At 63.9% G+C, this 13,734-nt stretch carries 15 protein-coding genes and 1 tRNA gene; 10 read left to right on the top strand and 6 right to left on the bottom strand.

Features of this window, described 5'->3' with window-relative positions; translation table 11 throughout:
• Window positions 1-2 precede the first annotated feature (2 nt).
• Both CEY08_RS00880 and CEY08_RS00875 read right to left on the bottom strand, forming a co-directional pair.
• Window positions 3-566 (bottom strand): DedA family protein, encoded by a 564-nt coding sequence (locus tag CEY08_RS00880; protein WP_063961846.1) that lies wholly within the window; start codon window positions 564-566, stop codon window positions 3-5.
• Window positions 563-2,002: an aminotransferase-like domain-containing protein gene (locus CEY08_RS00875; protein WP_076815616.1), complete on the bottom strand. Its 1,440-nt coding sequence runs from the start codon at window positions 2,000-2,002 to the stop codon at window positions 563-565. Before CEY08_RS00875 ends, CEY08_RS00880 begins: the two co-directional genes overlap by 4 nt.
• Before the next feature lie 169 nt (window positions 2,003-2,171).
• On the opposite strand from CEY08_RS00875, the gene CEY08_RS00870 reads away from it, so the two are divergent.
• From CEY08_RS00870 to CEY08_RS00855, 4 genes are all read left to right on the top strand, one after another.
• Window positions 2,172-2,552, top strand: coding sequence for a hypothetical protein (locus CEY08_RS00870; RefSeq protein WP_076815614.1), 381 nt, complete (start codon window positions 2,172-2,174; stop codon window positions 2,550-2,552).
• A gap of 20 nt (window positions 2,553-2,572) precedes the next feature.
• A tRNA-Met gene (locus tag CEY08_RS00865) sits at window positions 2,573-2,649 on the top strand.
• A 261-nt stretch (window positions 2,650-2,910) separates the two neighbouring features.
• Entirely contained in the window at window positions 2,911-3,255 is a 345-nt protein-coding gene (locus CEY08_RS00860; protein ID WP_063961848.1) for a hypothetical protein, read from the top strand.
• 301 nt (window positions 3,256-3,556) lie between these two features.
• Window positions 3,557-4,828, top strand: a complete 1,272-nt coding sequence (locus CEY08_RS00855) for a TIGR03862 family flavoprotein (protein ID WP_076815612.1) — start codon at window positions 3,557-3,559, stop codon at window positions 4,826-4,828.
• Window positions 4,829-4,840: 12 nt separating this feature from the next.
• On the opposite strand, the gene CEY08_RS00850 is transcribed toward CEY08_RS00855, so the two are convergent.
• Together CEY08_RS00850 and CEY08_RS00845 are read right to left on the bottom strand one after the other, a co-directional pair.
• A complete protein-coding gene (locus CEY08_RS00850; RefSeq protein ID WP_042792631.1) occupies window positions 4,841-5,248 on the bottom strand; it encodes a hypothetical protein in 408 nt (135 codons plus the stop codon).
• Between the two features lie 64 nt (window positions 5,249-5,312).
• On the bottom strand, window positions 5,313-5,672 hold the full coding sequence (locus tag CEY08_RS00845) for a hypothetical protein (RefSeq protein ID WP_042792632.1): 360 nt from the start codon (window positions 5,670-5,672) through the stop codon (window positions 5,313-5,315).
• 179 nt (window positions 5,673-5,851) lie between these two features.
• Here CEY08_RS00845 and CEY08_RS00840 point away from each other — a divergent pair, with 179 nt between their 5' ends.
• The 5 genes from CEY08_RS00840 to CEY08_RS00820 all read left to right on the top strand — a co-directional run bounded on the left by CEY08_RS00840 (window position 5,852) and on the right by CEY08_RS00820 (window position 10,285).
• Window positions 5,852-5,983, top strand: a complete 132-nt coding sequence (locus CEY08_RS00840; protein ID WP_042792633.1) for an entericidin A/B family lipoprotein — start codon at window positions 5,852-5,854, stop codon at window positions 5,981-5,983.
• Window positions 5,984-6,467: 484 nt separating this feature from the next.
• Window positions 6,468-6,899 (top strand): BPTD_2524 family lipoprotein, encoded by a 432-nt coding sequence (locus CEY08_RS00835; RefSeq protein ID WP_042792634.1) that lies wholly within the window; start codon window positions 6,468-6,470, stop codon window positions 6,897-6,899.
• A 3-nt stretch (window positions 6,900-6,902) separates the two neighbouring features.
• Window positions 6,903-7,316, top strand: coding sequence for a hypothetical protein (locus CEY08_RS00830; protein ID WP_042792635.1), 414 nt, complete (start codon window positions 6,903-6,905; stop codon window positions 7,314-7,316).
• A gap of 97 nt (window positions 7,317-7,413) precedes the next feature.
• Window positions 7,414-8,706 (top strand): aspartate carbamoyltransferase, encoded by a 1,293-nt coding sequence (locus tag CEY08_RS00825; RefSeq protein WP_063641653.1) that lies wholly within the window; start codon window positions 7,414-7,416, stop codon window positions 8,704-8,706.
• A 142-nt stretch (window positions 8,707-8,848) separates the two neighbouring features.
• Window positions 8,849-10,285: a diguanylate cyclase gene (locus CEY08_RS00820; RefSeq protein WP_063641652.1), complete on the top strand. Its 1,437-nt coding sequence runs from the start codon at window positions 8,849-8,851 to the stop codon at window positions 10,283-10,285.
• Between the two features lie 75 nt (window positions 10,286-10,360).
• Here the strand turns inward: CEY08_RS00820 and CEY08_RS00815 are convergent, their stop codons facing one another.
• On the bottom strand, window positions 10,361-11,260 hold the full coding sequence (locus CEY08_RS00815) for a recombination-associated protein RdgC (RefSeq protein ID WP_063641651.1): 900 nt from the start codon (window positions 11,258-11,260) through the stop codon (window positions 10,361-10,363).
• A gap of 150 nt (window positions 11,261-11,410) precedes the next feature.
• Between CEY08_RS00815 and CEY08_RS00810 the strand changes: the two genes are divergently transcribed.
• Window positions 11,411-11,620, top strand: a complete 210-nt coding sequence (locus CEY08_RS00810) for a hypothetical protein (RefSeq protein ID WP_042792637.1) — start codon at window positions 11,411-11,413, stop codon at window positions 11,618-11,620.
• 420 nt (window positions 11,621-12,040) lie between these two features.
• Here the strand turns inward: CEY08_RS00810 and CEY08_RS00805 are convergent, their stop codons facing one another.
• Window positions 12,041-13,702 carry an MFS transporter gene (locus CEY08_RS00805; RefSeq protein WP_042792638.1) on the bottom strand — a complete coding sequence of 554 codons (1,662 nt, stop codon included), beginning with the start codon at window positions 13,700-13,702 and terminating at the stop codon, window positions 12,041-12,043.
• Window positions 13,703-13,734: the final 32 nt, after the last annotated feature.

The following is a 13,734-nucleotide window of genomic DNA, read 5'->3' as shown; positions in this document are numbered from 1 at the left end:
GACTATTTCCGGCGCCGGCCCAGCAGGTGATAGGCAACCCAGATTGCCGCGCCGATCGCAATCGCCATCGCCAGTTTGGTCTCCACGCCGTGCAAGCGTCCCAGCATGGATTCGATCGTTTGTCCGAATAGATAGCCCAGGGCGCTGAAGCATATGGCCCAGATGGCGGCAGCGATGGCGTTGAGCACGAGGAAGCGCAGGGGCGGCACGTTCGACACGCCCAACGCCACCGGGCCGACGGTGCGCAAGCCATAAAGGAAGCGCAGGCTCAGGATGAAGCCATGCGGATAGCGGTCGATGGCAGCCAGGGCTTTTTCGAATGCGGGTTTCTCGCGGATCCGTCGGACAAAGCGATGGTCGCGATAACGGCGTCCCAGGAAGAACAAAGCCTGGTCCGCGAAGAAAGAACCGGCGAAGGCACACAGCATCACATAGGGCAAGTGCAACAAGTGCTGGTGCGCCAGGAATCCCGCGAACACCACCACGCTCTCGCCTTCGAGCAGCGTGCCGGCCAGCACCGCCCACAGCCCGTAGTCGACGATGAACTGATGCAGGGTGGGATTCATCGGGGCCGTTCACCCACGATGCGTGCCAGCGTCAGCAGGGCGCCGGTAATCTCGGGCGTGGTGCGTTGTCCGCAACTGATGCGCAAGAAATGGTTGTAGCGCGTGCCATTGGAAAACATGGCGCCCGGCGCAACCCGGATGCCCTGGCGCAGGGCGGCTTCGAACACATCCATGCCGGAACGTCCGTCGGGCATTTCCACCCATAGCAGCATGCCGCCCCGCGGCATGCTCAGGCGGGTGCCGGAAGGAAAGTGCGCGGCGATGGTCTCGGCGGTCTGGTCCCGCTGCATCTTCAGGTATCGGCGTAGGCGCGATAGGTGACGATCATAGGCGCGCGAGCCCATGTACTCCGCCACGGCGATCTGCGCGAGCGGTTCATTGGGGCGGCTTTGCGCGAACTTCAGCATGGCAATGCGGGCCTTCCAGCGGCCGCCCAGCAGCCAGCCCAGCCGCATGCCAGGGGCCAGGGTCTTGTGCATGGACGAGCAATAGATGACGTTGCCGGTCGCGTCCCAGGATTTGGCCGCAGCCAGCGGCAAGTCGTCATCGGTCAGCGCGCCGTAGGTGTCGTCTTCGATCAGCGGCACTTGCTGGCGTTCACACAGGGCGACGAGCCTGGCCTTTTCCGCGTCGGGCATGACGCAGCCCAGGGGATTCTGGAAATTGGGCACCACCACCACGGCGCGGATGTTGCCGTGAGTCTGGAACGCCAGGTCCAGCGCTTCGATCGACAGCCCGTGTTGCGGGCTGGTGGGGATCTCCAGCGCCCGCATGCCCAGGCTTTCGAGGATCTGCAGCAGGCCGAAGTAGGCGGGCGACTCAACCGCGATCGTGTCGCCGGGCCGCGCCACCGCGCGCAGGGCCAGGTTCAGCGCCTCGATGCAGCCGTGCGTGACGATGACGTCGTCGGGCGTGGCGTTGATGCGGTTGGCCAAGGCCCGGCGAGCGAGCACGGCGCGCAGGTCCGGATGTCCTTGCGGCGGGACCGGGTTGACCAGCACCTGCGGTGACTGGCGCAGCGCGCGCGTCATGGCCTGCTTCAGTTCTTCTAGTGGGTAGGCTTCTGGCACCGCGGCGGCCAGCGCGAAATTGGCGCTGACCGGGTGCGCTTCGCACTTGGCCACGAAGTCCGAGACCCGGTCGTGGATGCCGACGTACTGCGCGGCGCCGAGTGTCTGGCGGATGTCCGGTTCGTCTACGGGGGGGATGCTGTTGCGCCGGGGCTTGAGCACGAAGTAGCCCGAGCGGGGGCGCGCTTCGATCAAGCCGTCGTCTTCCAACTGACGGCAGGCCTGCAGCGCCGTCGACAAGCTGACGTGGTGGGTACGCACCAGGTTGCGGACCGACGGCATGCGTTGCGCGGGCGCGAGCACGCCCGTCTGGATGGCGCGCCGGTAGTGGTTGGCCAAGCGTAGATAGAGCGGTTGCGGATCCATGCGCCGATCATGCTCCCTGAGGTTGGAATGAGGCTAGGCACAGATTCAAGCAAAGTACACCATAACAGCATGAAAATCGAGGATCTGCATCGGTACAGAAACCTGAATAGTGTGACTGTTGCGCATAGCAGCGCGGGCGTAGCCTGTCGTTGTCCGACAGGAGATGACGATGATGGCGACTTACGCTCCCGATACCCAGGCCCGCCGCCTGGAACTTGCCGCCGGCGCCAGCCGGAAATTGGTCTTGAGCGCCGGCGCGACGCTAGTGTGCGTGAGCGGAAGCGTGCGGATAGAGGAGCCGGCAACTGGTCCGGAAGCCGCGGGCGGACTGCCTGGCGCGGTATCGGTGCGCATCAATGCGGGTGAAGGGCACGGGTTGGGTTACGGCGCCGTGGCGCAGGTTACGGCCCTAGGGCCTGCGGAAGTCATCTGCCTGGAACGAACTGGCGTCTTCGCCCGGTTCTTGCGCGCAGCCGCCGCATTTTTTCAGTTGAATTCAGCCAAAAGCAGGAAAAACTCGCTGGGTGCGCTGCACAAGATTTCAAAATGATGTATGATTCACACATCAGACGCGGGGTGGAGCAGTCTGGCAGCTCGTCGGGCTCATAACCCGAAGGTCGTAGGTTCAAATCCTGCCCCCGCAACCAGTTTCAAGCAGGACCCGGATAGTCCCGCAGCATGACGAAAATGCTGTCCTGGATAATCCCTTGCAGAAAAAAGCCGCGATTCCCATCGCGGCTTTTTTTTCGGCCATGACCCATCCTGGCTGTGGGATTGCCGGCGCCGCTTGCTCTGCGTCAAACCTTTGTTCCAGTCCGGACTTTCCCGGGTGTTCGCGGCCGCACAGGCCTGCGGCCCTGCGCTACCATGGGGCACGCGCGCTAGGTTGCCGCACTCGAGGAGGGGCCATGGGAACTGCAAAATACGATCATCCCGGCTATGTTGCCGATACTGGCGCTGACGGCAAATACCACGTGGGCATCTGGTGCCCTCATGGCTATCCTGCCCATATCCACATTGGCCGGCCAGCGGAACGCGGCGATCCCCAGGCGCTGCTGCGCCTGCGGATACCGGACGGGGTGTTCCAGTCCCTGCCCGATGACCCTGAAACCCTATGCCGCCGCGCGCTCGGCCAAGCGCTCGGGGCCGGCCTGTTGCCTTCCGTCTCGGTGGATGGCGAATACCAGGAGTTGCGCTTCCAGATGGACGCCGAACCCTGGTCTGGCCCGATGCAGTCCGCGGTAAACGCCTGACGTTGCGCAGCCGCCTGGCCGACTGCACGCTAATTCGGGTCAAATTACCCACAGCTACTGTGGACAAGCCTTGGGATAGCCTTTGCGCATGTCGGGTTTTCCCTGGCAGAACAAGGACTTGGCACTGTCGGTCAATAAACGCCCCATCGGGGCGTTTATTGCGTTCGGGCTGCGCAGCCGGCTGTGCGACAATCTTTTCCCTCCTGGGCGCGCTCGCGCCTTGTCCGCCATTCCCGCCCGATCTGTTTTCCATGTCTAGTGCTTCGCCTATCCCCTCCCTCGGCCTAAAGGCGCCGGCGCCATGAGTCGGCTTCCGCTGCGCGTTGCCGTCATCGGTGGAGGTCCTGCCGGCTTGATGGCCGCCGAACGCCTGAGCGCGCAAGGCGTGCAGGTGGACGTGTTTGACGCAATGCCCTCGGTAGGGCGCAAGTTCCTGATGGCGGGCCGGGGCGGCTTGAACCTGACCCACAGCGAACCGGCCCAGCCGTTCCTGGCGCGTTATGGCGACCGCTCGCTTCATGTCGCCCCGTGGCTGCAACTGCTGGATGCGGCCCGCCTGCGTGAATGGACGCATGGCCTGGGTATCCAGACCTTCGTGGGATCCTCCGGGCGGGTGTTTCCCCAGGAGATGAAGGCGGCGCCCTTGCTGCGGGCGTGGTTGGCCAGGTTGCGTGCGGGCGGTGTGCGCCTGCATATGCGGCATCGCTGGTTGGGGTGGTCTGGGGATTCGCGACCCAGCGCCGAGGTGCTGCGTTTTGAGACGCCCGAGGGCGAACGCGTCTATGCGGCTGACGCCGTGGTGCTGGCCTTGGGTGGCGGCAGCTGGGCCAAGCTGGGGTCGGATGGCGCCTGGGTGGGCGGCCTGCAAGCGCACGGCGTTGCCGTAGCGCCGCTGCGTCCTGCCAATTGCGGGTTTGACGTGGCGTGGTCGGACCATTTCCGGGAGCGTTATGCAGGGCAGCCCGTAAAGTCCGTGGCCATGGCTTGCAAGACCGCTGCGGGAGAGGCGCTGGCCAGGCAGGGAGAATTCGTCGTTTCGGAAAGTGGCATAGAAGGCAGCCTGGTCTACGCCTTGTCGGCACCGCTGCGCGACCGGATCGAGGCCGATGGGCATGCCATCGCCCTGTTGGATCTGGCCCCGGATTGGCCGCAGGAAAGGGTGATGGCGGCGGTGACGCATCCGCGCGGGTCGCGTTCGATGTCCAGCCATCTGCAAAGCCGGTTGGGGCTGACCGGAGTCAAGGCGGGGCTGCTGCGTGAATGCGCCACGGCAGAAGACTTCCGGGACTCCGAGCGCCTCGGTTTTCGCATCAAGGCCCTGCCGCTGCGCCTGTTGCGCGCGCGTCCCATTGACGAGGCGATCAGCACCGCGGGCGGCGTGTCGTTCGATGCGCTGGATTCCCGCCTGATGTTGCGCGGGATTCCCGGCGTATTCTGCGCGGGGGAAATGCTGGATTGGGAAGCGCCGACAGGCGGCTACCTGCTGACGGCCTGCATGGCCAGCGGCGTGGCCGCGGCTTCGGGAGTAATGGCGTTCCTGCGGTCGGCCGGGCGCTTATCGCCCGAAGCCTGAGCCCGCACGGGCTCAGGAGCCCGAAGAATAGGGCGCCAGCCCCAGCGGCGCGCGCGGCGCGAGGTCGCCGACGACATGGCCCACTACGGGTGCGCCGCCATCGGGCTGCGTGATGATGCCAATGACGCGGGTAATTGCGCTGGCGGGGATATCGGTGCCGTGCGCAGGGTCTTGCACCAATTGCCAGATGGTGGCTTCCGCGGGAACGGTGTCCGGATCGATCTGCTCGGAACTGTCCAGGCAGCTGCGGGCAAAGGCAGACCAGTCAGACGCATTGCAGGGCAACCCATGCGCGGTGGCCAGCCGGGCCAGCGCCAGGGGAGCGTCCGCCTGGCTTGCGGCATGCTGGGCAGCGGCGCCCAGGGAGACATCCAGCGACAGCAATCGCAGAAACTCTACGACATTGTCGGTATTCGTCATGGTGCGGTCTCCTGCTGTCTGTTCTGGTTATGGCCCTGGGGCGTGATGCCAAGCCGGTCGATGTTCAGGCTGGGCCTTGGCCCAACATTGATACCAAGGATTGTTTCAGACGGGCTGAAAAAATAGGTACCGTATGGGATACCCCGTCGCGGTCGACGCCCTCTTTGAGTTCGACCGATTGTCCGAGGAAAATATCCGGCGCCGCGCCAATTTCGTTGTAGCGAGCCAGCAATTCGTTGACGTTGCGCTGGGCGTCGGCCAGCGTGCTGCTTTCAGCCAGCTTGCCGGCAGCATGCGCCTGCAAAATCCGATGGAGATCGTCGATAAAGAGCGCCAAAGCCGCCTGCCCGCGGCATTGCGGCTGTTCCCAGCCCCAGCCCTGAGGGGCGGAACCAGTGTTTTGCGATGCGTGTTTCTTGGTCATTTGCGAATCCTAATCGATTAGCGGCAATTGCGCGACAGGCGGACGCAAGCCTTTTCAACGCTGTTTGATCGCTGCCGGACTCGCGCGCAGCGGTTGCGGTTGCTGGGGTGCGGCTATGCCCAAATATGGGTCTTTGCGGTATGCTGGCTTTACTTTCCAAGCCCAGACAGGAGATGTCTATGAAGAACAAAGTCTTTCTCGTCATGTTGCTTTCGATCGCCGCCCTCTCGGCGGGTTGCAACACCGTCGCGGGGGCAGGCAAGGACATCCAGAGGGGCGGCGAGAAGATAGAGGGCGCTGCCACCAAGTAGGCCCTCACTCCATGCGCCGCCACGCCGGCCAAGGCCGCGAGATCTGCCCAGCAGCCCCGCGGCTTTTTTTTGCCATTCAAGAAACGGCGGGGCGGCAGGTACCCCGTTTTGCCGCCGGGCCGCCCCAAGGCAAAACGCGCCCCCTCGGGGGGCAGCAAGCGCGCGTCGCGCGCGCAGCGTGGGGGCCAGTTTTGCCGCCGGGCCGCCCCAAGGCAAAACGCGCCCCCTCGGGGGGCAGCAAGCGCGCGTCGCGCGCGCAGCGTGGGGGGGCCGTTTTGCTGCCGGGCCGCCCCAAGGCAAAACGCGCCCCCTCGGGGGGCAGCAAGCGCGCGTCGCGCGCGCAGCGTGGGGGCCAGTTTTGCCGCCGGGCCGCCCCAAGGCAAAACGCGCCCCCTCGGGGGGCAGCAAGCGCGCGTCGCGCGCGCAGCGTGGGGGCCCCTCCACTGGCATAATTCCGGAGTTGAATTCGATCGTGGGAAGTGTCATGCGCAAGTCTTTGTGGGTGGGAATGGCGTTTGCGGCTCTGCTGGCCGGTTGCGCGAGCAAAGGGGTCTACGAGTCCGATGCCGTGGTGACGGAGACATTCACCGTCAACACCAACTACGAAGCCGCTTTCCGCCGTGCAGGCGAGTACGTGCGCACCTGCCACGTGCAGGTGCAGCATGCCTACAACGTCGCCTATGCCTGGCGCCACGTAAAGGGCGAAAAGGGCGCGCCTGACGAGGTGCAGCTTTATAAAGTGTCGGAACCCGCCAAAGTGCTGGAACTGATATCCGCCGAAAGCGCCAGCCCCTCGACCTCCAAGGTAACCGTCACGGTGTTGGGCGAAGGCCGCTGGGACGCGGCCGAAATCGCCGCTGCCAAGACCTCCATTCAGAGTGCCACGCCGGTCTGCCGCAAGGGCGGCGAAGGCTGATCGATGGACGCTCGCTCCCAGCAGATCCGAGCCAGCGGCCTGTCGTTCTCGCTTCTGGCGGGGGCGTTCCGCTTTCTGGGATGGCTCAATGGGGGAGCGGCGCTGCTCCTGACGGGCTTTTCCCTGGGCGTGGTGGGAGGCGATATCGCGGCGCCGGACCTGCAATTGCCGCTGGCCTTGCTGTTGGGTGGCCTCCTTGTCGGCTGCCTGGGATTATTGTTTGCCTACCTGGCGCAGGTCAGCCTGTTGCGCCAGGGCTACAACGGACATCTGACGCGCGGCCATTGGCCCGCCCAGCTTTTGGCCATGTTCTGCTACCTGGTAAGCGCGCTGGCCTTCTGCGCCGCCTGCTGGCTCGCGGCCGGGCAGGCCGTCACGGACACCCCCCAGACGACTACGGCCTACGCCAGGCGGTAATTCGGGGTAAACCCGTGTGCGCAAAATTGTTGGACTTGAATTTGTGTTGAGAATAATATGCGCAGTGCGTATATAAATCTCCTGTTCGGGGCCCGTCATGACCATTTCCCAGCAAGCCTTCCTGCGCGACGCCATGCGGCGCCTGAATCTCACCCGCGATGTGTTCGCGACCCGCATCGGGGTCAAACGCCGAGCGCTGGATACCTGGCTGTTGCCCGAAGGGTCCCAGGAATTCCGCGCCATGCCGGAAGTGGTGCAGCGTTTCGTCAGCGAAATCGTTCAGAACGGCGTCTTGCTGGAAAAATATACGCAAAGCGTACAAGAAGGCCCGCTGCGTGACCGTATCGCGGTCGAGGGCAAGCACCAGCTGCTATCGGTGGACCAATTCACGCGAGAATCCGTCGAGGATCTGTTCCGCGTGGCCGACATGATGCAGCCCATCGCCCGTCGCCAGAAGGTGTCCCGCGTGCTGGAAGGAGCGGTGCTGGGCAACCTGTTCTTCGAAGCCAGTACCCGCACGCGCGTCAGTTTCGGTTCCGCGTTCTGCCGCCTGGGGGGATCGGTCTGCGACACCACCGGCTTCACGTTCTCGTCCATGGCCAAGGGCGAGTCGATCTATGACACCAGTCGCGTCATGAGCGGCTACGTCGACGCCATGGTCATCCGCCACCCGGACCAGGGGTCGGTCGCCGAGTTTGCGCGCGCCACCAATATCCCCGTGGTCAACGGCGGCGATGGCCCGGGCGAGCACCCCAGCCAGGCCTTGCTGGACCTGTACACGATCCTGACGGAGTTCTCGCGCCTGGGCAAACTGCTGGATGGCGCCCATATCGCCATGGTCGGCGACCTGAAGTACGGCCGCACCGTCCATTCCCTTATCAAGTTGATGGCGCTGTACAAGAACGTGAAGTTCTCGCTGGTGTCGCCCAAGGGGCTGGAAATGCCGTCCTACATCATCGAGCAGGCCAGCCGCAACGGCAACATCATTGAACAGAAGAGCTCGTTGGCCGAAGGCCTGGCCGGCGCCGACGTGATCTACGCGACGCGCGTGCAGAAAGAGCGTTTCGCCAATGAAGAAAACGAAGGCTATACGCCTGACTTCCAGATCAACCGCGCCATCATCGATGCCTACTGCGGTCCGGACACGATCGTGATGCATCCGCTGCCGCGCGACAGCCGCCCCGGCGCCAATGACCTGAGCGTGGACTTGAACCACGATCCGCGCCTGGCCATCTTCCGCCAGACCGATAACGGCATCCCCATCCGCATGGCGATCTTCGCGGTATTGCTGGGTGTCGAGGGGCTGGTCCAGCATTCCCTGCGTGACGTTACCTGGCAGCATCCGTCGCACGTCGGACCGGACGATTCCACTTTCCACGGCCTGGACTAAGGGCGGCGGCGTCGGGCCGAATACCCCTATGGCGCCGGCCGTGGGGCGGTTCCGGCCCGGTATTTTCAAGCATAATCCGCGCTGGCTTTTCCTGTCGCGTGTCGTTTCCGGACACTCCATGGAGCCTTTGGGCGGATTTCTTATGTCTTCAAGCAGTATCGACGTCCCGTTACTTCCCGGGCAGCGGCCGGGCGCATCCAGCCAGGCGTGCTACCTGAGCGCCTCCAATGAGCAGGCCTGGGTAGCGGTGTACCAGTCAGTCGACGCCTATACGCGCGGGCAGGTTGCCGCGGTGGTTGGCGACAGTCTTTCCGAACTGGTCGACGCTTTTTATTCCACGCTGCTGGCCGATGCCGAGGCAGGCCCGCGCCTGTCGCATGAAATCGTGTCTAGCCGCCTGCATGCAGGCATGACGCGCTGGCTCAAGGGATTGCTGTGCGTGCGCGACCAGGGCGACATTGGCGTCCTGATGGCGACGCAGAAGAAGGTCGGCGAAGTGCATGCCCGCGTCCATATCCCCATCCACCTGGTGATGGCCGGGGCCCGCATCCTGAAGAACGAAATCGCGCTGCGGCTGCGCGCCAGCGATCTGGACGGCATGGCCGCATCGATCGCGACCCAATACGTATGCAATCTGTTCGACCTGGCGGTCGAGCAGATGAGCCGCGCCTTCATGCGCGACATCAATCGCGGCGCCCGCAACGACGAGGCCTACCGTCTTTTCGCCTTGGGCCAGAACATTTCCACGGAACGCGAGCGGCAACGCGCCGCTTTGCTGGAATGGAGCCAGGCGGTGTTGATCGGCCTGCATTACCGAGCGCCTGGGCAAAGCCTGCCGCGGCTGGCGGCTTCGGAATTTGGGTTATGGCTGCAGCACAAAGGCGGTGCGATGTTCGAAAGCGCGCCAGGCCTGCAGCAAATCACCGACGCGGTTGCGCAACTGGATAGCGTGGTGCTGCCCCAGCTCATGCGGGGCGAGGAGCAGGGGCAGGCCGCGGTGATGCCAGATCTCGTGCGCGAATTACAGGAGCTTGTGGCGCGTATCAAGCATCTGCTCAATGGCCTGTTCGACATGGTGGCCGAGATCGAGAGCGGTAGCGACCCATTGACCAACGTGCTGAACAGGCGTTTCTTGCCCTCCGTCGTGGGCCGTGAGATTTCGATTGCGCGGCGCCAGCGCAGCGAGTTCTCCGTTTTGTTGCTGGACATCGACCATTTCAAGGCCATCAATGACCAGCATGGCCACTCTGGCGGCGACCAGGTGCTGCGTCAGTTTGCCGAGGTTCTGCACCAGTCGTGCCGGTCCAGCGACTTTGTCTTCCGTTACGGGGGCGAAGAATTCCTGGTGGTGCTGGTCGACGCCGCGCAGGAAGCCGCGTTGGCCGCGGCCGAGAAGCTGGGCGCGGAGATCCGCCGCCATGTCTTCAACATCCCTGAGGCTGGGCCGCTGCACATTACTGCCAGCATCGGCGTGGCGACGTTCGACGGCCATCCGGACTATGCCTACCTGATCGATCGGGCCGACAAGGCGCTCTACCAGGCCAAGCAGGCCGGCCGGGACCGCGCCGTGGCGGCCTGAGAAAACCGCCGCTTCAAAAAGAAAGGCCGCCCGGTGGGGGCGGCCTGCATGCCGGGCGCGCTGGCGCCGGCTGTTTTACACCTTCTTTTCGCCGCCCAGGGCTTCGACCAGCTCGGCCATCATCTTGGCCAGTTCGCCCGTCATCAGCATCATGTCGGAGTCGAACTTTTCGTCGTCGTTGGCAGCCACGCCTTCGTTGCCTTCCTTCAGCACGTCCAGGGGCGCGACACGCTTGACGTCCAGGCCTTCGGTCAGCACGAAGGAGATGCGGTCTGCCCAGGTCATGGCCAGGCGGGTGCACTGCTTGCCCGACTGGATGTGGCGGCGCACATCATCGGCGTCGATCGAATGCTTGACGTAGCGGATGGCCGCCCCGCTTTCACCGGAGGAGCGTAGCTCTGTGTCCTGGTCAATGGAGAAGTTGGCCGGAGCTTCGTCCTCGGCCAACCAGCCGGTCATGGCGGAGGCCGGCGATTGCGCGACGTACAGGTTTTCGAGCGGGAAGGGATCCACGCACTTGGCCAGCAGGCCGATGACTTCGTCGGCCTTGGCCGAGGCGGCGGCATCGATGACCAGCCAGTGGTTTTGCGGGTCGATCCAGACGCGGGTATCGCGGTACACGCTGAAAGCGCGCGGCAGGAGCTCGTCGGTGACGCGTTCCTTGATTTCCTTCATCTGCTTGCGGCCCGGCTTGTAGCCTTGCTGCTCTTCGATTTCCTGGGCGCGGGCCTTGGCGACCTGGTTCACCACGGTACCGGGCAGGAGCTTCTTTTCGGCCCGCAGGCTCAGCAGGATCTGGCCGTTGACCACATGGGCCAGACCACCGTTCTCGCGCGGAGGAACCCAGCCCAGGCTTTGCATTTCGAGGTTGTTGCCAGTTTGGTAGGCATGCCGCGCGAGCGTTTCTTCAAGCTGGTCGCCGACCAGCGTCCACGGCGAGGAGAGGCGATAAATCTTGAGATTCTTGAACCACATGAGCGTCGGCCAAAAGGGTTGATTCTATACGACGCGGGCGCTTTGCCGAAGTGCGGCAATACCGCAGCGCGACGCGACACCTTCTGTCACTGACAGCGGCAGGGCTATGCGCTAATGTCCGCGGCAGCAATGTCGAACTGGAGATAAAAAATGAAGATCATCGGCGCCATCCTGATTGTCCTGGGCGTTGCCGCCCTGGCTTACAAGGGCTTCAATTACAAGTCCGAGGAGACCGTGCTGCAGATCGGCTCGGTGAAGGCCACGGCCGAGACCGAAAAGTCGGTGGCGATTCCCGCGTGGGCGGGGATTGCGGCCATCGTGGCCGGCGTGGTGGCAATCGGCGTAGGCATGCGCCGCTGAGCGCCAACGGCCCCCTAAGGGCCGCTTGCGCGACCTGACGATGGCGGCCGCTATGCGGCCGCCATTTGCTTGTGCCTGGACAAAAAAAAGCGGCCCGGCTCAATGAGGGCCGGGCCGGTACGGGAGCACGCAATACCGCGTCATAAAAGGCTCGCGGGGAACGCGGTATCGGTGTCAGAACACTGGCCCTGCAATCGTCCGACAGGGGGATCAATCGTCGGTCGATCTGGCGCAAGGCCGTAATCTGAGCACTCAGTCTAATGGCGCGGGTCTGACATGGTCCTGAAAGTCCGGACTTCTTTGTTGCCTTGGGAAGCCAGGGGCTGCAACTGCCTTGATCCGGCGCAAAAAAAAAGCTCCATGCGGAGCTTTTGAAAGGCCGGGCGGGCGCAGCAGTCCCGTCCGGCGGGGGATGGTCGATTAGGCGTTGATGTCGTTGTCCTTGGATTCGCGCACGAACAGCGTGCCGATGACCAGGGTCATGACTGCAATGATGATCGGATACCACAGGCCGTCGTAGATGTTGCCGGTTGCGGCAACCACGGCGAAAGCGACCGGGGGCAGGAAGCCGCCGAACCAGCCGTTGCCGATGTGGTAGGGCAGGCTCATCGACGTGTAGCGGATGCGCGTCGGGAACATTTCCACCAGCATGGCGGCGATCGGGCCGTACACCATGGTCACGTAGATCACCAGGATGGTCAGCAGCACCACGACCATGACGTTGTTGCTTTGGGCCGGATCGGCCTTGGCGGGATAGCCGTGGCTGCGGATGGCGGAGGTCAGCGACTTGTCCAGTTCGGCGGCCTTGGCCTTGAAGTCAGCGGGGGCCAGGGCCTTGCCGTCGAACGAGGCGAACTCGTCGTTGCCGATCTTGACCTTGGCGACCGAGCCGGCAGGCGCCGCTTCGTTCTTGTAGTTGACCGAGTTGCGCGCCATGAACGACTTGACCACGTCGCAAGAGCTGGTGAACGAGGCGGTGCCCACGGGGTTGAACTGGAACGAGCAGGTGGCAGGATCCGCGATCACGGTGACCGGAGCCGAAGCCTGGGCCTTTTCCAGCGCCGGATTGGCGAAGTGCGTGATGCCCTGGAAGATCGGGAAGTAGGTCACCGCGGCGATCAGGCAGCCGGCCATGATGATGGGCTTGCGGCCGATCTTGTCCGACAGGGCGCCAAAGACCACGAAGAACGGAGTGCCGATCAGGAGCGCGATGGCGATCATGATGTTGGCGGTATTGGCGTCGACCTTCAGCGTCTGCGTCAGGAAGAACAGGGCATAGAACTGGCCCGTGTACCAGACCACGGCCTGGCCGGCGGTCAGGCCCAGCAGCGCCAGGATCACGACCTTCAGGTTCTTCCATTGGCCGAACGATTCGGCGATGGGCGCTTTCGAGCCCTTGCCTTCATCCTTCATGCGCTGGAAGGTCGGCGATTCGTTCAGTTGCAGGCGGATCCACACCGAGATGCCCAGCAGGACGACCGAGATCAGGAACGGAATGCGCCAGCCCCAGGCCTTGAAGTCGTCTTCGCCCATGAACGTGCGGATGCCGAGAATGACCAGCAGCGACAGGAACAGGCCCAGGGTCGCGGTAGTCTGGATCCAGGACGTGTAGAAGCCGCGGCGGCCATGGGGCGCGTGTTCCGCGACGTAGGTCGCGGCGCCGCCGTACTCGCCGCCCAGCGCCAGGCCTTGCAACAGGCGCAGGACGATCAGGATGGCGGGAGCCGCCAGGCCGATGCTGGCATAGCTGGGGAGCACGCCCACAAGGAACGTGGAGAGGCCCATGATCACGATCGTGACCAGGAAGGTGTACTTGCGGCCGACCAGATCGCCGAGGCGGCCGAACACCAGCGCGCCGAACGGACGCACGGCGAAACCGGCGGCGAACGCCAACAGGGCGAAGATGAAGCCCGCGGTGGGATTCACGCCCGAGAAGAAGTGTTGCGCGATGATGGCTGCGAGCGAGCCGTAGAGGTAAAAGTCGTACCACTCGAAAACCGTGCCTAGCGACGACGCAAAGATGACGCGACGCTCATCCTTGGTCATCGGGCGCGGATCCGCGGATGGACCGCGGCCTGCCATGGTTGTTGTGCTCATGATGTCTCCTCGGTTTT

The organism is Achromobacter insolitus (assembly GCF_002209555.1).
Lineage (GTDB): Bacteria > Pseudomonadota > Gammaproteobacteria > Burkholderiales > Burkholderiaceae_B > Achromobacter > Achromobacter insolitus.
This window is presented reverse-complemented; position numbering and strand designations above follow the sequence as displayed.

Excerpts from the sequence above, each read along its gene's own strand:
- CEY08_RS00830 (WP_042792635.1), top strand. The coding sequence starts at position 6,903 with ATGGACGCTCGCTCCCAGCAGATCCGAGCCAGCGGCCTGTCGTTCTCG.
- CEY08_RS00870 (WP_076815614.1), top strand. The coding sequence starts at position 2,172 with ATGATGGCGACTTACGCTCCCGATACCCAGGCCCGCCGCCTGGAACTT.
- CEY08_RS00820 (WP_063641652.1), top strand. The coding sequence starts at position 8,849 with ATGTCTTCAAGCAGTATCGACGTCCCGTTACTTCCCGGGCAGCGGCCG.
- CEY08_RS00845 (WP_042792632.1), bottom strand. The coding sequence starts at position 5,672 with ATGACCAAGAAACACGCATCGCAAAACACTGGTTCCGCCCCTCAGGGC.
- CEY08_RS00860 (WP_063961848.1), top strand. The coding sequence starts at position 2,911 with ATGGGAACTGCAAAATACGATCATCCCGGCTATGTTGCCGATACTGGC.
- CEY08_RS00850 (WP_042792631.1), bottom strand. The coding sequence starts at position 5,248 with ATGACGAATACCGACAATGTCGTAGAGTTTCTGCGATTGCTGTCGCTG.
- CEY08_RS00880 (WP_063961846.1), bottom strand. The coding sequence starts at position 566 with ATGAATCCCACCCTGCATCAGTTCATCGTCGACTACGGGCTGTGGGCG.
- CEY08_RS00815 (WP_063641651.1), bottom strand. The coding sequence starts at position 11,260 with ATGTGGTTCAAGAATCTCAAGATTTATCGCCTCTCCTCGCCGTGGACG.
- CEY08_RS00840 (WP_042792633.1), top strand. The coding sequence starts at position 5,852 with ATGAAGAACAAAGTCTTTCTCGTCATGTTGCTTTCGATCGCCGCCCTC.
- CEY08_RS00835 (WP_042792634.1), top strand. The coding sequence starts at position 6,468 with ATGCGCAAGTCTTTGTGGGTGGGAATGGCGTTTGCGGCTCTGCTGGCC.
- CEY08_RS00875 (WP_076815616.1), bottom strand. The coding sequence starts at position 2,002 with ATGGATCCGCAACCGCTCTATCTACGCTTGGCCAACCACTACCGGCGC.
- CEY08_RS00805 (WP_042792638.1), bottom strand. The coding sequence starts at position 13,702 with ATGGCAGGCCGCGGTCCATCCGCGGATCCGCGCCCGATGACCAAGGAT.
- CEY08_RS00810 (WP_042792637.1), top strand. The coding sequence starts at position 11,411 with ATGAAGATCATCGGCGCCATCCTGATTGTCCTGGGCGTTGCCGCCCTG.
- CEY08_RS00855 (WP_076815612.1), top strand. The coding sequence starts at position 3,557 with ATGAGTCGGCTTCCGCTGCGCGTTGCCGTCATCGGTGGAGGTCCTGCC.
- CEY08_RS00825 (WP_063641653.1), top strand. The coding sequence starts at position 7,414 with ATGACCATTTCCCAGCAAGCCTTCCTGCGCGACGCCATGCGGCGCCTG.